This window comes from Synechococcus sp. CC9616, from assembly GCF_000515235.1.
In the GTDB taxonomy this organism is placed as follows: domain Bacteria; phylum Cyanobacteriota; class Cyanobacteriia; order PCC-6307; family Cyanobiaceae; genus Parasynechococcus.
This window is the reverse complement of the sequence record NZ_KI911558.1, coordinates 1,857,691-1,874,554: the sequence shown is the minus strand read 5'-3', so window position 1 is coordinate 1,874,554 and position 16,864 is coordinate 1,857,691. Positions and strand designations below refer to the sequence as shown.

The 16,864-nt window shown below is 59.7% G+C and carries 16 protein-coding genes; 6 read left to right on the top strand and 10 right to left on the bottom strand.

Annotated elements, in window-relative coordinates:
* Nucleotides 1-128: 128 nt before the first annotated feature.
* From dnaB to SYN9616_RS0110810, 3 genes are all read right to left on the bottom strand, one after another.
* Complete coding sequence (gene dnaB / locus SYN9616_RS0110820; protein WP_028953096.1) at nucleotides 129-1,535, bottom strand: replicative DNA helicase; 1,407 nt, start codon at nucleotides 1,533-1,535, stop codon at nucleotides 129-131.
* 61 nt (nucleotides 1,536-1,596) lie between these two features.
* Nucleotides 1,597-2,055: a 50S ribosomal protein L9 gene (rplI, locus tag SYN9616_RS0110815; RefSeq protein WP_028953095.1), complete on the bottom strand. Its 459-nt coding sequence runs from the start codon at nucleotides 2,053-2,055 to the stop codon at nucleotides 1,597-1,599.
* A 62-nt stretch (nucleotides 2,056-2,117) separates the two neighbouring features.
* The gene (locus SYN9616_RS0110810) at nucleotides 2,118-3,029 is read right to left on the bottom strand and encodes a fatty acid desaturase (RefSeq protein WP_028953094.1); all 912 of its coding nucleotides are present in this window, start codon (nucleotides 3,027-3,029) and stop codon (nucleotides 2,118-2,120) included.
* A 192-nt stretch (nucleotides 3,030-3,221) separates the two neighbouring features.
* On the opposite strand from SYN9616_RS0110810, the gene SYN9616_RS0110805 reads away from it, so the two are divergent.
* From SYN9616_RS0110805 to SYN9616_RS0110790, 4 genes are all read left to right on the top strand, one after another.
* Complete coding sequence (locus SYN9616_RS0110805; protein WP_369791946.1) at nucleotides 3,222-4,472, top strand: aminotransferase class I/II-fold pyridoxal phosphate-dependent enzyme; 1,251 nt, start codon at nucleotides 3,222-3,224, stop codon at nucleotides 4,470-4,472.
* 11 nt (nucleotides 4,473-4,483) lie between these two features.
* Nucleotides 4,484-4,873: a glycine cleavage system protein GcvH gene (gene gcvH, locus SYN9616_RS0110800; protein WP_028953092.1), complete on the top strand. Its 390-nt coding sequence runs from the start codon at nucleotides 4,484-4,486 to the stop codon at nucleotides 4,871-4,873.
* A 12-nt stretch (nucleotides 4,874-4,885) separates the two neighbouring features.
* Nucleotides 4,886-7,804 (top strand): aminomethyl-transferring glycine dehydrogenase, encoded by a 2,919-nt coding sequence (gene gcvP / locus SYN9616_RS0110795; RefSeq protein WP_369791930.1) that lies wholly within the window; start codon nucleotides 4,886-4,888, stop codon nucleotides 7,802-7,804.
* A gap of 138 nt (nucleotides 7,805-7,942) precedes the next feature.
* Nucleotides 7,943-8,176, top strand: coding sequence for a hypothetical protein (locus tag SYN9616_RS0110790; protein WP_028953090.1), 234 nt, complete (start codon nucleotides 7,943-7,945; stop codon nucleotides 8,174-8,176).
* A 3-nt stretch (nucleotides 8,177-8,179) separates the two neighbouring features.
* Here SYN9616_RS0110790 and SYN9616_RS0110785 read toward each other — a convergent pair whose 3' ends face one another.
* The 3 genes from SYN9616_RS0110785 to SYN9616_RS0110775 form a co-directional block, all read right to left on the bottom strand.
* Nucleotides 8,180-8,386 carry a hypothetical protein gene (locus SYN9616_RS0110785; RefSeq protein WP_028953089.1) on the bottom strand — a complete coding sequence of 69 codons (207 nt, stop codon included), beginning with the start codon at nucleotides 8,384-8,386 and terminating at the stop codon, nucleotides 8,180-8,182.
* Between the two features lie 232 nt (nucleotides 8,387-8,618).
* Nucleotides 8,619-9,329 carry a pirin-like bicupin family protein gene (locus SYN9616_RS0110780; protein WP_028953088.1) on the bottom strand — a complete coding sequence of 237 codons (711 nt, stop codon included), beginning with the start codon at nucleotides 9,327-9,329 and terminating at the stop codon, nucleotides 8,619-8,621.
* Nucleotides 9,326-9,850 carry an NAD(P)H-dependent oxidoreductase gene (locus tag SYN9616_RS0110775; protein WP_028953087.1) on the bottom strand — a complete coding sequence of 175 codons (525 nt, stop codon included), beginning with the start codon at nucleotides 9,848-9,850 and terminating at the stop codon, nucleotides 9,326-9,328. Before SYN9616_RS0110775 ends, SYN9616_RS0110780 begins: the two co-directional genes overlap by 4 nt.
* A gap of 88 nt (nucleotides 9,851-9,938) precedes the next feature.
* Between SYN9616_RS0110775 and SYN9616_RS0110770 the strand changes: the two genes are divergently transcribed.
* Nucleotides 9,939-10,757, top strand: a complete 819-nt coding sequence (locus tag SYN9616_RS0110770) for a ZIP family metal transporter (RefSeq protein ID WP_156918767.1) — start codon at nucleotides 9,939-9,941, stop codon at nucleotides 10,755-10,757.
* 29 nt (nucleotides 10,758-10,786) lie between these two features.
* On the opposite strand, the gene SYN9616_RS0110765 is transcribed toward SYN9616_RS0110770, so the two are convergent.
* Complete coding sequence (locus SYN9616_RS0110765) at nucleotides 10,787-12,598, bottom strand: diflavin flavoprotein (protein WP_037990962.1); 1,812 nt, start codon at nucleotides 12,596-12,598, stop codon at nucleotides 10,787-10,789.
* Nucleotides 12,598-14,346: a diflavin flavoprotein gene (locus SYN9616_RS0110760; RefSeq protein ID WP_028953084.1), complete on the bottom strand. Its 1,749-nt coding sequence runs from the start codon at nucleotides 14,344-14,346 to the stop codon at nucleotides 12,598-12,600. Before SYN9616_RS0110760 ends, SYN9616_RS0110765 begins: the two co-directional genes overlap by 1 nt.
* Nucleotides 14,347-14,427: 81 nt before the next feature.
* Here SYN9616_RS0110760 and SYN9616_RS0110755 point away from each other — a divergent pair, with 81 nt between their 5' ends.
* Nucleotides 14,428-15,723: an NRAMP family divalent metal transporter gene (locus SYN9616_RS0110755; RefSeq protein WP_028953083.1), complete on the top strand. Its 1,296-nt coding sequence runs from the start codon at nucleotides 14,428-14,430 to the stop codon at nucleotides 15,721-15,723.
* Nucleotides 15,724-15,796: 73 nt separating this feature from the next.
* Here SYN9616_RS0110755 and SYN9616_RS0110750 read toward each other — a convergent pair whose 3' ends face one another.
* Nucleotides 15,797-16,192 (bottom strand): Hsp20/alpha crystallin family protein, encoded by a 396-nt coding sequence (locus tag SYN9616_RS0110750; RefSeq protein WP_028953082.1) that lies wholly within the window; start codon nucleotides 16,190-16,192, stop codon nucleotides 15,797-15,799.
* Nucleotides 16,193-16,361: 169 nt separating this feature from the next.
* On the bottom strand, nucleotides 16,362-16,847 hold the full coding sequence (locus tag SYN9616_RS0110745) for an MEKHLA domain-containing protein (RefSeq protein WP_028953081.1): 486 nt from the start codon (nucleotides 16,845-16,847) through the stop codon (nucleotides 16,362-16,364).
* Nucleotides 16,848-16,864: the final 17 nt, after the last annotated feature.

Here is a 16,864-nt window from a genome sequence, read left to right as displayed (position 1 = left end):
ATGGCGTCAACGGCTCGTCTGTCTGTCATCCAGGGCTTCGCTGTCGTTATTTCTCTGTGTCCTTGCACTGGAGAGCAAGAATTTGAAAGCTGAACATTCCCAATTGATTGTTTAGTGTTTGTTTTATTTTATACCGCGAGATTGCGGAAGCGGGTGAACTGGGGTTCGAACAGCAGCTTCACTGTGCCAACCGGCCCGTTGCGGTGCTTGGTCACGATTACTTCGGTGATGCCTCGGTCGGGGGTTTCAGGGTTGTAGTACTCGTCGCGGTAGATCATCAGTACCAGGTCGGCGTCCTGCTCGATCGAGCCCGATTCCCGCAGGTCGCTCAGCATCGGGCGTTTGTTGGTCCGTGACTCAACACCCCGGCTCAGCTGAGAAAGGGCAATCACCGGCACGTTTAGCTCTCGGGCCATGCCTTTGAGAGCTCTGGTGATCCGTGAAATCTCCTGTACGCGGTTGTCGGGGCTCGAGCCTTCCATCAATTGGAGGTAGTCGATTACCACCAGGCCCAGCTCCTTGCCCTGTTCAGCCATCAGGCGCCGGCAGAGAGAGCGCATCTCCAACACGCCGGAGTTTGGTTTGTCGTCGATGAAGATCGGCAGCTGTCCGAGGGTGTTGATGCCCTGGCCCAGCAAGGGCCATTCTTCCTGCTGCAGGCGGCCGGTTCGCAGGCGGCCGGCTTCGATGCCCACCTCCATCGACAGCAACCTGTAAGTGAGTTGCTCTTTGCTCATCTCCAGGCTGAAGACGCAGACAGGCAGGTCGTGCAGCTGGGCCACGTTCTTGGCCAGATTCAGCACAATCGAGGTTTTACCCATAGCCGGCCGGCCGGCAACGATGATCAAGTCGCTCCGCTGCAGGCCCTGGGTCATCGCATCCAGGTCGTAAAAGTTCACCGGGATGCCGGCTACCGATGTGCCGAGCGAACGGCTTTCGATCTCCTCAAAGGTTTGGGTGAGGATTTCGGCCGTTGGCGTAAGGCCCTTGGAGGGTTTTTCCTGGCTGATCGCGAAGATCGTCTGCTCCGCCTGATCGAGCACCTGCTCCATTGGCAGGCTTTGATCGAACCCCAGCTTGATCACTTCATTGCCGGAGCGAATCAACTGGCGCCGTAGGAATTTGTCCATGACGAGCCGCGCCACCTGCTCGATCGAAGCGGTGGAACTGACACGATCCACCAGTTCAATCAACCGGTTGCTGCCTCCCACCTTGTCCAGGGAACCGGTATCGGCCAGCCACGCTGTCATCGCCGTGAGGTCTGTCGGTTTGCCCTGGCCGTGAAGCATCAGAGCAGTGCGGAAGATCTCTCGATGCGCATTGAGATAAAAGGCTTCCGGCTGCAGCACATCAGCAATGCGGCTGATGGCATCAGGGTCCAACAAAATCCCCCCCAGCACAGCTTCTTCCGCCTGCAGGTTCTGGGGTGGGATCGAATCGGGCAGAGCCTCGAAATTGGGTTCCTGATCGCGACGTCCTCGAGCGATGCCGCGGCGTCCCCCATCGTTGTTCTCAGGTAGGGGGACGCTCACCATGGCGGCAGGGCGTTGAGGACAGCTCTCTCACTCTGGCTCGTCTGAGCCGTTTCGCTAGCGATCAGTAACTGACCACTTCCAAGTTGATTTCAGCAGTGACTTCGCTGTGAAGTTTCACCGTGACGGCGTATTTGCCGGTGCGGTGGATCTCCGGCACGACGATGTCGCGTCGGTCGATTTCCCTCTTGGTGGCGTCTTCGATGGCTTCAGCCACATCGCCGTTGGTCACCGTGCCGAACAGGACGTTGTCCTCCCCGGTTTGTTTCTTAACGGTGAAGCGGCCAATCGTGTTGAGGGCGGTTTGGAAATCCAAAGCCTGCTGCTTGAGAGCTGCCTGGCGCTCAACTTCCTTGGCGCGGCGGTGCTCCACCTGCTTCATCACCGCCGGCGTCACCGGAACGGCTTTGCCGAAGGGCAGCAGGAAGTTGCGGGCATATCCGGGAGCAACTTCCACAAGATCACCGTCCCTGCCGAGGCTGAGGATGTCCTCATTGAGAACGACTTTTACACGCTTTGGCATGGGACAGGACGGGTCAACGATTTCACTCCGATCGGTCAGCCTACGACTTGGCTGTCGTCTAATCAGGAGGCACCTGGCACGTATCGAGCTGTACGGATCCTGCTGGCCAGACCAAGGCGCTTGAGCAGTCGGACGTGCTGCCAGGTGAAGTCGAATTCAAACCAGCGGAGGCCATGGCGAGCACTGGCTGGGTGCGCATGGTGATTGTTATGCCAGCCCTCACCGAAGGAGAGGATCGCGACCCACCAGCAATTGCGTGAAAGGTCCGGACAGTCGAAGTTGCGATAGCCGAAGGCATGGGTGGCGGAATTCACCAGCCAGGTGACGTGATACACAACAACCAGCCTGAGGGGAATGGCCCACAGCACAAGACCTAACCCTCCTCCATGCACCTGGGTTGCTTCGCCGATCCAGTAGAGGCTCAGACCCAGAGGGATCTGGAGAAGTAGGAACCAGCGGTCAAGCCAGCGGTAGAAGGGGTCGGCCAGAAGATCGCCTGCGTAACGATCGAGTTCTTTCAACGCAGGGATGTCGTGGAGCATCCATTCGCTGTGACTCCACCACAACCCCCGACCGGCGTCGTGATGATCGCTCGGCTGATCGGAGAAACGATGATGGTGGCGGTGCAATCCCACCCATTCGATCGGTCCGCTCTGGCAGGCCAGAGTGCCCATGATCACCAGGATTCGCTCGACCCAGACCGGAACCACCAGGCTGCGGTGGGCCACCAGGCGATGGAGTCCGAGGGTGACCCCCAGAACCGTGACCCAGTAGAGGAATCCGAAGGCAACAACGCCTTGCCAGCTCCAGAACCGCGGTAGCAGAGCCACCGTTGCCAGGACGTGCATCACCAGCATGAAGCCGGTTGTGCCGGATTTGAGCCGACGTTGTCGGGAAGGCAGAGGACCGCGGGGAGCCGTGACCGCAGCCCATTGCCGACCCTCGCGGGTGTCAGCTGTTTGCGTGGATACCAACAGGAATGCTCCAGGGGGTGACAGCGCCGCTCAAGCAGTAGATCGGGAGCGGATGGTGCCGTTAGTCACGGAAATCTAAAGGAATCACCGATCTAGTTCGTGTTCGGGTGACCATGCTGCATTGCTGAAACTCGGATTCAGCCAGTGCCCTTTGGTGAAGCCAAGTCCAGCTCCTGTGAGCGGGCCAGATCTTTGGTTGAACAGGTGGTCGCCGATCAGGACGCGATCGCCAGGCAGCGCACAGCGGGAGTAGCGCCGCGTTTGCAGCGGGTTCTGAGCGCTTTCGCAGCTGAGCGGCTCGGCACTCAGCACTTTGCATCGCTGACGGGCTACGGCCACGGGGACCAGGGCCGTGAGGTGGTGGACCGCGTGTTCGCAAGGGTGCTGGGTGCCGAAGCGGCCGCGGTGCGATTGCAGTTCGTCAGCGGTACGCATGCGATCGCCGCGGCACTGTTCGGCGTGCTGCGTCCGGGAGATCATTTGCTCTCGATCACTGAACGGCCATACGACACCTTGGAGGAGGTCATCGGTCTGCGTGGAACGCAGCAGGGTTCCCTGGCTGATTTCGGCGTTCGCTACAGCGAACTTCCCCTCACCGCCTCGGGTGCTGTCGATCAGTCCGCTTTGGAACAGGCTCTTGAGGCACCGCTCCGGATGGTTCTGATCCAGCGCAGCTGTGGCTACAGCTGGCGGCCATCGCTCGCCGTTGCCGAGATCGGGCGACTCTGCGACCTCATCCATGCACGCCAGCCTGATTGCGTCTGCTTTGTCGATAACTGCTATGGCGAACTGGTGGAAGAGCAAGAGCCGCCCCATGTGGGAGCTGATCTGATCGCCGGGTCCCTGATCAAAAACCTGGGTGGCACCATTGCCCCCACAGGTGGTTACGTCGCTGGTCGGGCTGATCTGGTGGAGCAGGCCTGTTGCCGTTTGACGGCTCCAGGCATCGGCAGCGAGGGGGGAACAGGGTTTGACCTGCAGCGCTTGGTCCTGCAGGGGTTGTTTCTAGCGCCGCAGATGGTGTCTGAGGCCTTGATCGGGGCTGACCTCGTGGCTGGTGCCTTTCAACGGCTGGGTTTTGCCGTGAATCCCGGCCCGGGAGATCACCGCAGCGATTTGATTCAGGCCGTGCAACTGGGCTCCTCCGAGAGCCTGATTCTTGTTTGTCGAGCTCTCCAGGCCTGCTCACCGGTGGGTGCCTACCTGGACCCAGTGCCAGCGGCGATGCCCGGATATGAGAGTGAACTTGTGATGGCGGGAGGCACCTTTATTGATGGGTCGACCAGTGAGCTCTCCGCAGACGCCCCCTTGCGTGAGCCTTTCAACCTCTATCTGCAGGGAGGGACGCACCGGGCCCATGTTCAGCTGGCTCTAACCGAGGCGCTGGCAGCTCTCGATGCGGCAGGTCTGATCAATCTCCCGCAAACTGGAGCAAGAGCATGACCAGCCAGCCAATGGCGTTTGAGTTTCCAGCATCCTTCCGTTTCGCCGACAGTCACGAGTTCGCCCATGCCGATGGTGAGCTGGTTCGGGTTGGGATCAGTGCCTTCGCTGTTGATCAGCTGGGAGACATCGTGTTTGTGGAGCTTCCTGAGGTGGGTTCCGAGCTCAGCAAGGGCGCCAGTTTCGGTTCCGTGGAATCCGTTAAGGCGGTTGAGGACATGTACGCCCCGCTGGATGGTGAGGTGGTGCAGCGCAATGAATCAGTGCTCGACAGCCCTGAAGAACTGCAGAGCGACCCCCATGGCAAGGGCTGGCTGCTGATGGTGCGCCCCAAGGATGCTTCCCAGCTCGAAACGCTGCTCGATTCAGCTGCATATGGTGCCAAGGTGAACGCCAGCTGACACCGGTTGCTGGTGACCCTTCTTTACGATCTCCGCAATCTCGCTTCGGTCGCCTTGTCCTCCCCATTCCTGCAGCGCCATCTCGGCCCTAGCGAGGAGGACCAGCAGAAGATGCTCTCCCAGCTTGGTTACCGGGATCTCGACGCCTTCATTGCTGATGTCGTTCCAGACGACATCCTCGATCAAACGGCACCACTCGCAGAACTTCCTGAGGGTTGTGACGAAGCAACAGCCCTTAGAGATCTTCAGGGCATCGCCGCCGATAACCGCATCGCTCGATCGCTGATCGGCCTCGGTTATCACGGCACCGCAACGCCAGCGTTGATTCAGCGGCATGTTTTTGAAAATCCCGCCTGGTACACCGCCTACACGCCATATCAGGCGGAGATTGCTCAGGGGCGGCTAGAAGCTCTGCTCAATTTCCAGACGCTGATCAGCGAACTCACCGGTCTGCCGATCGCCAACGCATCGCTCTTGGATGAGGCCACGGCGGCTGCAGAGGCGATGGCTCTCAGCCATGGGGTGTGCAAGCGACCGGATGCTCTGCGTTACCTCGTGGATTCAGCCGTGCTGCCACAGACATGGGCGGTCCTGCAGACACGTGCTGAACCACTTGGGATTCAGCTGGAGCAGGTGAACTCGGACGACGTCGTCATTGACGACAGCGTGTTTGGCGTACTGCTGCAGCTCCCTGGTGCTGACGGACGCGTCTGGGACCCCACGGAGTTAATCGAGCGCACCCACGACGTCGGGGCCCTGGTCACCGTGGCCATCGACCCCCTGGCCCAAACACTGATGGCGCCGGTGGGCTCGATGGGTGCTGATATCGCCGTTGGGTGTGCGCAGCGTTTTGGGGTTCCGATGGGTTTCGGTGGACCGCATGCGGCGTTTTTCGCCACCCGAGAGACCTACAAGCGTCAGATTCCAGGCCGACTGGTTGGTCAGTCCCGCGATGCGGAGGGACGGCCGGCGCTGCGCCTGGCGCTGCAGACCCGCGAGCAGCACATCCGTCGCGACAAGGCCACCAGCAACATCTGCACAGCTCAGGTGTTGTTGGCCGTGATGGCATCGTTTTACGCGGTCCATCACGGACCGGAAGGTCTCACCGCGATTGCGCGACGGGTGGTGAGCCTGCGACAGCGTCTTGAAGCATCGCTCATGTCGCTCGGCTTCTCCCTCGCTGCAATCGATCGTTTCGACAGTGTCGTTGTCAGCTGCCCTCAGGCACCCCTGATTCATCGGGCTGCAAGGGCTGCCGGTTTCAACCTGCAGGTGTTGCCTCATGGTGTTGAAGCAGACCAGGCCAGCGGCTTCGGTATCGCCCTCGATGAATGCAGTACAGACGCTGAACTCTCTGAACTGGTCGCAGCCCTGGCTTCAGCTGTCGAGAAGCCGGCACCGTCCCCTGTCGCTTCGGTCACCGGTGACCTGAGCGGTGTTCCTCAGCGGACAACCCCATGGCTGAGGCAGGAAGCGTTCCATCGCTACCGAAGTGAAACCGAGTTGATGCGCTACATCCAGCGGCTGGTCAGCCGAGATCTGTCGCTGGTGCACGGGATGATCCCCCTGGGAAGTTGCACGATGAAGCTGAATGCTGCTTCTGAGCTTCTGCCCGTCAGCTGGCCGGAATTCGGTTCCTTGCATCCTTTTGCTCCGGCCGATCAGGTCAAGGGTTACCAGCGCCTTTCCCGAGATCTTGAGGCGTGGTTGTCGGCTCTGACTGGGTTCGCTGCAGTGTCACTGCAGCCCAACGCCGGATCCCAGGGGGAATACGCCGGCCTTCTGGTGATACGGGCCTGGCACCTGTCCCGAGGTGATGCGAACCGCGATGTGTGCCTGATCCCGACAAGTGCCCACGGCACCAATCCGGCCAGTGCGGTGATGGCTGGCCTGCGGGTGGTTCCAGTGGCTTGCGATGCCGACGGCAACATCGATCAGCAGGATCTCGCAGCCCGTGTTGCCGAACATGCCGACCGGCTCGCAGCACTCATGGTCACCTATCCATCCACCCATGGAGTTTTTGAACCGGGCATCCGCAGGATCTGTGATTTGGTCCATGCCAACGGAGGGCAGGTGTACCTCGATGGCGCCAATCTCAACGCTCAGGTGGGTCTCTGTCGTCCTGGCGCCTATGGAGCCGATGTTTGTCACCTAAACCTGCACAAGACGTTCTGCATCCCCCACGGTGGTGGTGGACCCGGAGTTGGTCCGATCGGTGTGGCCGATCACCTCGCCCCGTTCCTGCCTGGCCACCCCTTGGCGACATCACCCTCAAATTCTGCGATTGGCCCCGTGTCCGCAGCCGCCCTGGGGAGTGCCGGAATTCTTCCAATCAGTTGGATGTATCTCCGGATGATGGGTGCAGCGGCTCTCCGCCAGGCCAGTGCTGTGGCGCTTCTGTCCGCCAATTACCTGGCCCATCGCCTCGATGAGCACTACCCGGTGTTGTTTCGTGGTCCCACCGGTCGTGTTGCCCACGAATGCATCCTCGACCTGCGTCCTCTCAAACGCAGCGCATCCATTGATGTGGATGACATTGCCAAGCGTCTGATGGATTTCGGATTTCATGCCCCCACCGTGAGTTGGCCTGTGGCGGGAACAGTGATGGTGGAACCCACCGAAAGTGAGAGCCTTGCGGAACTCGATCGCTTCTGCGACGCGATGATCGTGATCCGGGAGGAAGTGCATGCCATTGAAACCGGCGCCATTGATCCGATCAATAACCCTCTCAAGCAGGCTCCCCACACGATGGCCACGGTGATGTCTGATCTATGGGACCGTCCTTACAGCCGTGAGCAGGCGGCGTTCCCAATGCAGGGTCAGGACCAGCAAAAGGTCTGGCCTGCAGTGGCTCGGATCGATAACGCTTTCGGAGATCGCAATCTGGTTTGCACGTGTCCGTCCGTGGAGGAGATGGCGACAGCCGCCTGAATTCAGCTGTTTGCTGGTGTTTGAGGCGTTACCGCGTTAAATTTTCACTGAAAACCGAAAACTTGGTTTGGTTTGAACAGGGTTTGCTTCTTTTGAAAACAAACTGTTCGACAACTGATTCGTCTGTCGGGGGACACCATGGATCGGACTAGCAACACTCCACCGCCAACTCTTCCGGATTTACCGGATGGCCTGGAATCGGCTCTTCGTCGCGGCCATACATTGCCGATCGAGGGCACCAACGTTGTGAGAGTTCCTTTTGGTGTGCGCCAGGCCCGTCGTGAACGTCCGGCGCGTCCTGAACATTGGGCAACCCTGGTGATTCCTCTTCAACCCATCGACCACCCCACTCCACCGCCGGCAGCAGCCTGATCTTCAGGCTGCTTTGATTTCTATTTCTTCCTGAGAGAGCCTCCAGTCGAGAAGGGCTTTGACATCCGCCAGCGAGCAGGTGGTTGTCCTGAAAGGCAACAGACGCATCGGGCTCCGCTCAGGGCGGACCAACCAGCTCTGATTGAGTTGTGGCAGAAGCAGAAAGCCGCGGTATCGCACCACGGTCTGATGGTTCATCAGAAATCCCATCGCTCGGGGGATCGTTGAATTGTGACTTCGCTATTTCAGGGCACAAGATGTGGTGTTTCTGTGATGCACCGAATGTCTTTGGGATCGCTCGAAGGTGGCTGACGCAGCTCACCAATTGACATGGAGATTGTCAAAATCGCAGTGCTGGTGCCGCAGTGGATATTGCTAGGGGCCATACACGGTGCTGTCGCAATGAATGCGTTCTCGAATGCTCACTTCACCACATGTGGTGTTAAGCGTTCATTGCGAACAGCAAGACGTCAGCGCCGGAATCTGTCCCTCTCAGCCGATGAAGACGTGGGTCATCACGGTGGAGCCCCACGCCATCTCCTTTCACCAGGGTTGCGGGCTCTCCCTGCTCCGACGTCCAGCTGAGCGCGCCATCAATCAGCTGCAGCCAAAGCATGGGACCGCCTTCTGCTGGCAGTGAGAGTTCATCGCCGGGCTGCGGTTTGGCTCTCCAAAGGAAGAGTGTCTGCGAGATGGCCATGGCAGCGTCTCTTCCGGATGGATCCAGAAGAGCAGTCCAGTCGCGTCCGATGCCAAAGGGTTTCTGTTCGTAGTCAGGCTTCAGATCGCGTTGATCTGGCTCGATCCAGATCTGCAAAAAGCGGCAGGCTTCCTCGCCCAGGTTCATTTCGCTGTGCACCACTCCGGTGCCAGCACTCATCCTCTGAACCTCTCCGGCTTTGAGCACTTCGCTGTGGCCCATGGAGTCGCGGTGGTTCAGCTGGCCTTGCACCATCACGGTCACGATTTCCATGTCCTGGTGAGGATGCATTCCAAAGCCTCGACCGGCTGCCACGGTGTCGTCGTTGATGACGCGAAGTGGTCCAAACCCCATCCAGCGGGGGTCGTAGTGATGGGAAAAGGAAAAGCTGTGCCACGAATCGAGCCAGTCAAACTGGCTGTGAAATCGCTCGGTTGATGCTCGGAATTTCACAGCACTAAGGGGTGTAGTTGCAGCAGGCGTGCCACGAGATCATCCACGCTTTCCTGACGCGGTGGTTTGGCCTTGTTGCTTTGTAGCTGTCGCCCCACCACCTGTGCACCAAGGTGTGTGAGCTGAATGCGCATCGACAGAAGCACCTCCATGCCACCGCCCCCGGAGACGCTGGCGATGCCAACGGGTCTGCCGTTGAACAAGGCACGAAAGTCATCTCCCTGAACGGACAGCCAGGCGATTGCATTGCTGAGAACAGGGGGGATCGATCCGTTGTATTCCGGCGCGCAGATCACCCAGCGTGGAGCGCTGAACAGGCGTTGTTCCAGTTCACTCAGTCCGTTGGGTGGAGCCTCTTTCTGCTTTCGCGGCGTAAAAACGGGAAGATCGAGGAGGGTGAGATCAAGGAGATCTGCGGAGGCATCTCTGGCGGCGGCTGCGTCGACGAACTGCTGGGCGAGTTTCAGGTTCTCGCCATTGCTTGCTGCAATGGCGAGGAGATCGGGCCCTCCATGGGTCATCAGTTCAAAAGATTCATCCCTCAATCCTGGAGTTCAACAACACGATTTGTCGCTAGCTGTGCAGAAGCACATCCACGAATTCACACATTTGGATTGTTCTCTCCTTTTTGCTGTTGCCCCGACTGCCTCGATAGGTCAGGCCACGCCATATGAAGCGTTTGGCTGGGCTTTTCTGGCGACGGCATCCTTGTTGATCTCGGCCTGGATCGGGTCCTTCACCCATCCCAGCAAGCGCATTACTGCCGTGATGCTGGCCTTCAGCGCAGGTCTGTTGATCTCGCTTTTGTCGTATGACCTGCTTGAGGTGGCGTACGAAACAGCTGGTCTTGGCCCGGCTTTGTTCGGCTTCTTTCTGGGTCTCTGCTTTTTTGTGCTGTTCAATCGGATGCTGCAACACAGGGGGGTGAAACGTCGACGTTCTCCGATCCACGGAGGACTCCCTCAGGAGTCCTCTGATGATTCCGCTCAAACCGCCGGAATGGCCTTGGTGATTGGTGCTCTGATCGATGGCATTCCAGAGGCGGCAAGCATTGGCATCTCACTGTTGGAGAACAGGATCGTGAGTCTCTCGGTGATCATCAGTGTGGCGATCACCAACATTCCCGAGGGTCTTGCCAGCGGAGCTGGACTCCAGCGTTCCGGCTGGCGGCTCAAGACAATTCTCTTGATGTGGGGTGGCGTGGTGTTGATCTGTTCGTTCACTTCGCTGCTGTCATTCGTGTTTCTGAAAGACACGGGCCCGATCTTGCAGGGAGCTCTGATTGCCCTGGCTGGAGGTGGCGTTCTGGCCATGACGCTGCAAACAGTTGTGCCGGAAGCCTTTGAGGAAACACACGACATGGTGAGCATCCTTGGTGGGTCCGGTTTCGCCGTGGCATTTGTGTTGTCACGCCTGCTCCCCCACTGATAAGACTCCCTCCCTTCCGAAAGGGCTCCTCAGTAGTTCGCCCCGCTGCGCCGTTGGTGGACGGCTGTGGAGCCTTCTGTATCAAACAGGCCGCCATGGTTGACCTGGGCATACAGCAGCCAGTGGTCGCCACATTCCATTCGTTGTTTCACCTCCCCATCCAGCCAGGCCAGAGCCTCTGGCAACAGAGGTTGCTCGGCAGGGCTTTCCTCCAGGTCCAGGCCGGAGAAGCGATCGGCACCGGGTTCAAAGGGTTGAAGGAACTGTTTCATCAGCGATGCTTCTCTCCCCTCAGCCAGAACATTCAACGCAAAGCGATCGCCTTTGTGCAGCAGAGTTTCGACGGCACGATCCTTGGCGACAGCCACGGTGATTCCCGGAGGAGAAAAACTGGCCTGGCTCACCCAGCTGGCAACCATCGCGCCACTCATGTCGCCCTTGCGAGTCGTCAGGACACACAGGGTTCCAATCACCCGACCGAGGGCAACCACGGCAGGGTCACTGCGGCTTTCACTCAAGCCACCAGCTGAACGACGCTGGGCGCGCTTCTGGATTTTCAGAAGCTGGCGGCCGAAGCGGGTACCGATTTCCTCGAGCTGCTTCACCCGTGCGGCATCCGGACTGAATTTCACCCGAATGGGCTCAAAGCCGAACGAGAACCCACCATCCCGCAATTTGCTCTCGAGTAGATCCACCGCTTCTCCGCTCCAGCCGAAGCTGCCGAACACACCGACGGGTTTGCTGCGATCCCCTTCGGCCAGCAAGGTTCCCAGGGCGGAGACGATGGGGGTTGGGGCATGTCCTCCCAGGGTTGGAGACCCGATCAGGACGGCGTCCGCCCTTTGAATCGCATCCACCAGTTCGTTGGCTGGCGTGAATTCGCAGTTGAGGCTGTTCACCCGGATGCCGGTGCGCCCCACGCCCTGGGCCAGGGCGTCGGCGATCGCGGCTGTATTGCCGTAAGCGCTGGCGAACAGGAGCAGAACGCTGAGGCTTGCCTGCTGATGGCTTTGCCCCCAGCGGTGATAGTCACTCAGCAGACTTCTCCAGCTCGTTTCGATGGCTGGCCCGTGGCCAGGTGCGATGGTGCTGATGTCGAGGTCTTCGAGGCGGTCCACAAGGGCGTCCACCTGCCGAGCCATGGGGGCCATCAGGCAGTCGTAGAAATGGCGTCGCTCTTCTTCAGTGCTGCTTCGGTTGCTCTCGGACCAGTCTTCCGTGCAGAGATGGGCGCTGAAGAACTTGTCGCTCATCAACAGCCCGAGGTCTTCTTCAAAAGCCAGTAATCCTCCGGGCCATCGAGGTGTCGGGGCTGGCAGCAGCAACAGGGTGCGTCCATGGCTGAGCGGCATGCTCTGCTCATGACGGATCACCCGAATCGGAGGTAGATCCGGGAGTGCCGGCTCGTCTGACAGCTCTCCAGGGGGGGCTGGTTTTCGCAGGCTCCACAACTCGTTCAAGACCTTGGCGCCGGCGTTGGATGCAATCAGCTCAAGCTCTGTGTAAGCCACTGCCAGCTCCCGAAGCAGGGCGACTCGATTGGGGTTCACATGGCCAACCACCACCAGAAGTTTCTGGTTGGGTTCGGGCATGACTGCGGTCAGAGCAGGCAGAAAAACCTCGCCATAGGCAGCTCCTGGGGGGTGGACCAGTACCGCAGCGTGGTTCTCATCCCCTTCGAACAGGAAGCTGTTGGCCGTGCTTCCGCGTTCAAGGGCGTATTCCAGCTCGAAGCGGCTGCGCTGCGGGCTGAGGCTGCGCAGGCTGGTGGCCCCTGTGTCGATCGGCAGGGTGATCGTCTGCCGTGTGGCTGTTGTGGTTGCTGTCGCTGACGCTGTCATCAGTAGTGGTTGCCAACCTTGCGATGGTGCACGGCTGTGGATGCATCGGTATCCGCCACATTGCCCTGTTCCACCACGCCATAGATGATCCAGTGGTCTGGACCCTCCAGGCGCTGCTCCACCCGACAACCCAGGTAGGCCAGAGCATCTCCGAGTACCGGTCCACCTTCGGCGACTCCATCCAACACGTTCACACCTGCAAAGCGATCGGCACCGGGGGGGAAGCGCTTGAGGAAATGCCGCAGCAGAGACTGGTGATTGTCCTGCCGCAGCACATTCAGCACGAAGCGATCACCCGTCTGCATCAGGGTTTCGATCGCTCGATCCTTGGCTACGGCAACTGTGAGGCCTGGTGGAGAGAAGCTGGCCTGGCTGACCCAACTCGCCACCATGGCTCCGCGGCGGCGTTCCTCACCCTCCCCCTGGCTGGCCGTCACCACATAGAGGCCACCGCTGATCCGCCCAAGTGCCTTGTCCAGGTCGCCATCCAGACTTTTCATCGCGGCAAGGGTCTTTTCCTTGGTCAGCAGCTGCCCAAGATCCGTTCCCGACTCCTCGCATCTCTGGTAATCGGATCCCTGCGGGAGTTGACGGATACGCAGGGGAGCGAAGGCCTGCTTCTGTCCCTGGTTTCGCAATTGATCAGCGACGGCGTCAATCGGTTCGTCGTTGCCGCCGAACGCGTCATACACGCCAACCATCTGTTTGGGATTCAGTGCGGCCAGCAGTGTGCCGATCGACGCTTGCAGTTCGGCATCCGGTTCCAGAGGCCAGGTGGGTGCCACCACCGCTTTGGCATCCCCGATCAGTGCCGTCAGCTCCTGGGCATCGGTGGCACGCAGATCCACCAGCTGAACCTGGGCGTCCGCCTTGCCAACGCCATGGGCGATCGCCTGGCTGATTCGATCTGAAAACCCGTACTGGCTGAGGTAGCAAATGGCTGCATAACTCTCTCCTTTGCTTCTCTGACCACTCCATTCCCGGTAGTCGCTCACCCAGTGACTGAGGTGATGGCGCAACAGCGGCCCATGTCCCACGGCGATGGTGTTGATCTCAGGTAGGCCATCCATGCGCTTGAGGGCCTGCAGCACGCTGCGGGCATTGGGACCCATCAAGCAGTCGTAATAGAAGCGGAAATCAGGAGCAATGGCGCCGGGATCGGCGTCAAAGACGTCCTCGGAGCAGTAGTGCAGGCCGAAGGCGTCGCAGGTGTAAAGGATTCCTGTGCCGTGATCAAAGGAAAAGATCGTGTCCGGCCAATGCAGGTTTGGGGCGCTGAGGAATTCGAAACGGTGCTGGATGCCGCTCTCGGGGTTGGTCCCCAGATCAAATTCTTCGCCGGACTTCACCGCACGGGACTTAAAGGGTCTGTGTACCTGGTCTTGGAGGAACTGCAGCGCCACCTTCGACCCCACGATTTCGATGTTGGGGTTCAGGTCGATCAGATCTCCGATCAGACCGGAATGGTCCGGCTCCGTGTGGCTCACGATCAGGACATCGATCGTGCTCGGATCGATCTGATCCTTGAGCAGGGGGATCCAGGTGTCGCGGAATTTCGCGTGGCTGGTGTCGATCAGGGCTGTGCGTTCCCCCCGTACCAGGAAAGAGTTGTAGGTGGTGCCGTTACGCAGGCCGAATTCGATATCGAAGCGACTCCGTTCCCAGTCGAGCGAGCGGATTGTGGAGGTGTCAGCGGCGATCGCTTCGCATTGCAGGCTCAAGCGGGGAGCAGCTGGAGCGACGACCATGAATCCGAAGTGACGGATGTCGACTTTACGGAGATTTCATGGGGGGAGGCGGCGGAGACTGGTCGCAACCGCAACCTTGTGATGGCGTCATCGACGCTCCGACGCAGCATTGGGCCTGGGATCCTGTTGGCTGGTGCCTGCATCGGTGGATCCCATTTGATGTCGTCCACCACGGCCGGGGCCCGCTTTGGGTTTGCGTTGGTGGGGTTGATCCTGCTGACCAACTTGCTCAAATACCCGTTCCTGCGGGTGGGCACCCGCTTCACGGCTGCCACTGGACTGTCGTTGCTGGAGGGCTTCCAGAGGCGCCATTCCGCCTACCTCCCGCTCTACCTGTTGGTGAGCCTGGTGACGGGAACACTCACGATCGCGGCGGTGAGTTTCGTGGCGGGCTTGCTGCTCCAGAACGTGCCGCTGCTGGGTGGATTCAATAAGTACGCCCTGGCGATGGCGGTGCTTGTCGTCAGTGGCCTGGTGTTGTTGTTTGGGCACTACAAAGCCCTGGATCGTCTGTCCAAGTTGTTGGTGGCCTTGCTGACCCTGTTGACCGGGGTGGCGGCTGTGTCGTTGCTGGTGCGTGGTCCGGTGGGCGATGTCGGATCCACCTGGCTGGCTGCCGACCCGACGCCCTGGACCTTCGCCAACCTTGGCTTTCTGATCCCGCTGATGGGCTGGATGCCCGGACCGGTGGAAATGTGCGTCTGGCCCTCGCTATGGATGTTCTCCCGGGCCCGCGACACCGACCACACCGCCAGTCCGCAGGAGGCGGGATTCGATTTCAACCTTGGCTATGGCGTCACGGTGGTGACGGCCATGTTCTTCGTGATTCTTGGTGCCTACACGATGTATGGCACCGGCGACGGCATGCTCGCCGGCACCGGAGTTGCCTTTGCCCAGCGATTGATCCGCCTCTACACCGAAGCCATGGGGGGCTGGGCTGCGTGGGTGATCATTCCCGCTGCGTTTGCGGCGATGTTCAGCACCACCATCACCTGCCTGGATGCCTACCCCCGCAGCATCGCTGCGATTCAAGGGTTGTGGAAGGGGGAAGACAGCGGCGATGCCTCACCTGGACCCCAGCGGCGCCGCTTCAGCGTCTGGATGGTGCTGCATCTGCTGGCCGCGATCCTGGCGCTGGTACTGGCGCAGTCGACCGGCCTCACCGTGACGCAATTTGTCTTCGGAGCAATGACCGGCAGCTTCATCACCGCGCCGTTGTTTGCCTGGATGGCCATGGACACCATCAACAGCCCCCTCGTTCCGGAGGAGCACCGCAACGGACCGTTCATGCGAGGTCTGTCCTGGTTTGGTTTGGTGTTTTTGGGTGGATTCAGTCTGCTTTTCGTCGCCAATGGTTTTTTTGGCTTGGGGGGTTAGATCAAGGAGGTTTCCATCAAAAAAACCCCGCCGAAGCGGGGTTGGGTGTCCGTTCTTCCTCTCTGGTTATTGGTCAGATCTCAACGTTCACCGTCACGCTGGTGTGGCTAATAGCCTTGCCAGCGGTGATTTCCAGAATCCCGTCGCGGTAGGAGGCCTTGAGCTGATCTCGGTCGAGACCAGTTGAAAAGCGGAAGCTGCGGCTCCAGGTGCCCGTCCGGAATTCACTTAGCAGAGCTGGTTGTTGGTTGTCGGCATCGGCAGCGCCTTTGCGTTCGGCACTCACCATCAGGGTGCGATCCGTGGCTTTCACGTCGATGGAGTCGCGCTCGACTCCAGGGAGTTCGAGGCGCACTGTGTAAGCACCGTCACCGTCGATCACTTCGGCCTGGGGGATGCGTTCAGCGGTGGCCATCTGCTGCTCGAGTCGCTCGAACAGATCAAAGGGGGATTGGCGCATGGTCAGCATGGTTGTTACTCCTGAAGGGGAACATCAGCGGACTGTTGTTGATCGCCCGCAACGACAATCTGCGGGGTTTTGATGCCAACGAGGAGCAGGAGAACCGTCCGTTTTGGATCGGCCTGTACGACCGGGTTCGGTTGCTACGACTGGTTTGTGGTGGCAACCGAATTGAAGTTCAACCAGTGCTCAGCCACCACCAATCGCTGAAGCTTGCCGCTTGGCCGCAGACCTGCTCTTCTGCATCCCAGAGCGTCCAGATGCGTGCGTTCTCGATGCGAAAGCGTCGCCCTTGGCTGTTGATTCGAATGCCCCTGTAGTTGCTGATCGCCTCAACTTGGCTGGCGTCTCCCAAGGCGCGCTGTCGTGCACTTTGTTGGTCCTCTGGTGCCGTCAGGCGGGAGGGCATCCCAACCATCTCAGCCCAGGGGCGCTCCCAGAGCTGCAGAGCGGCGGCGTTGGCATAGGTGAGAGCAGGATCGTCCCCTGCGCCGTGTGCCAGCACAGGAAATCCGCATCCAAACAGTTCCTGGCAGATCAGGCGACTGGAGTGATGCGAGCGTTCGCTGGCCAGCAGTGGTTCCCCGAATGCGCGCCTGTGCGAGCTCAGCAAAAGTTTCACCACCCCCTGATTGTCATCACTGAGCCAAGGGGTTTGCCGCACGGATGGTTGGTGAGCAG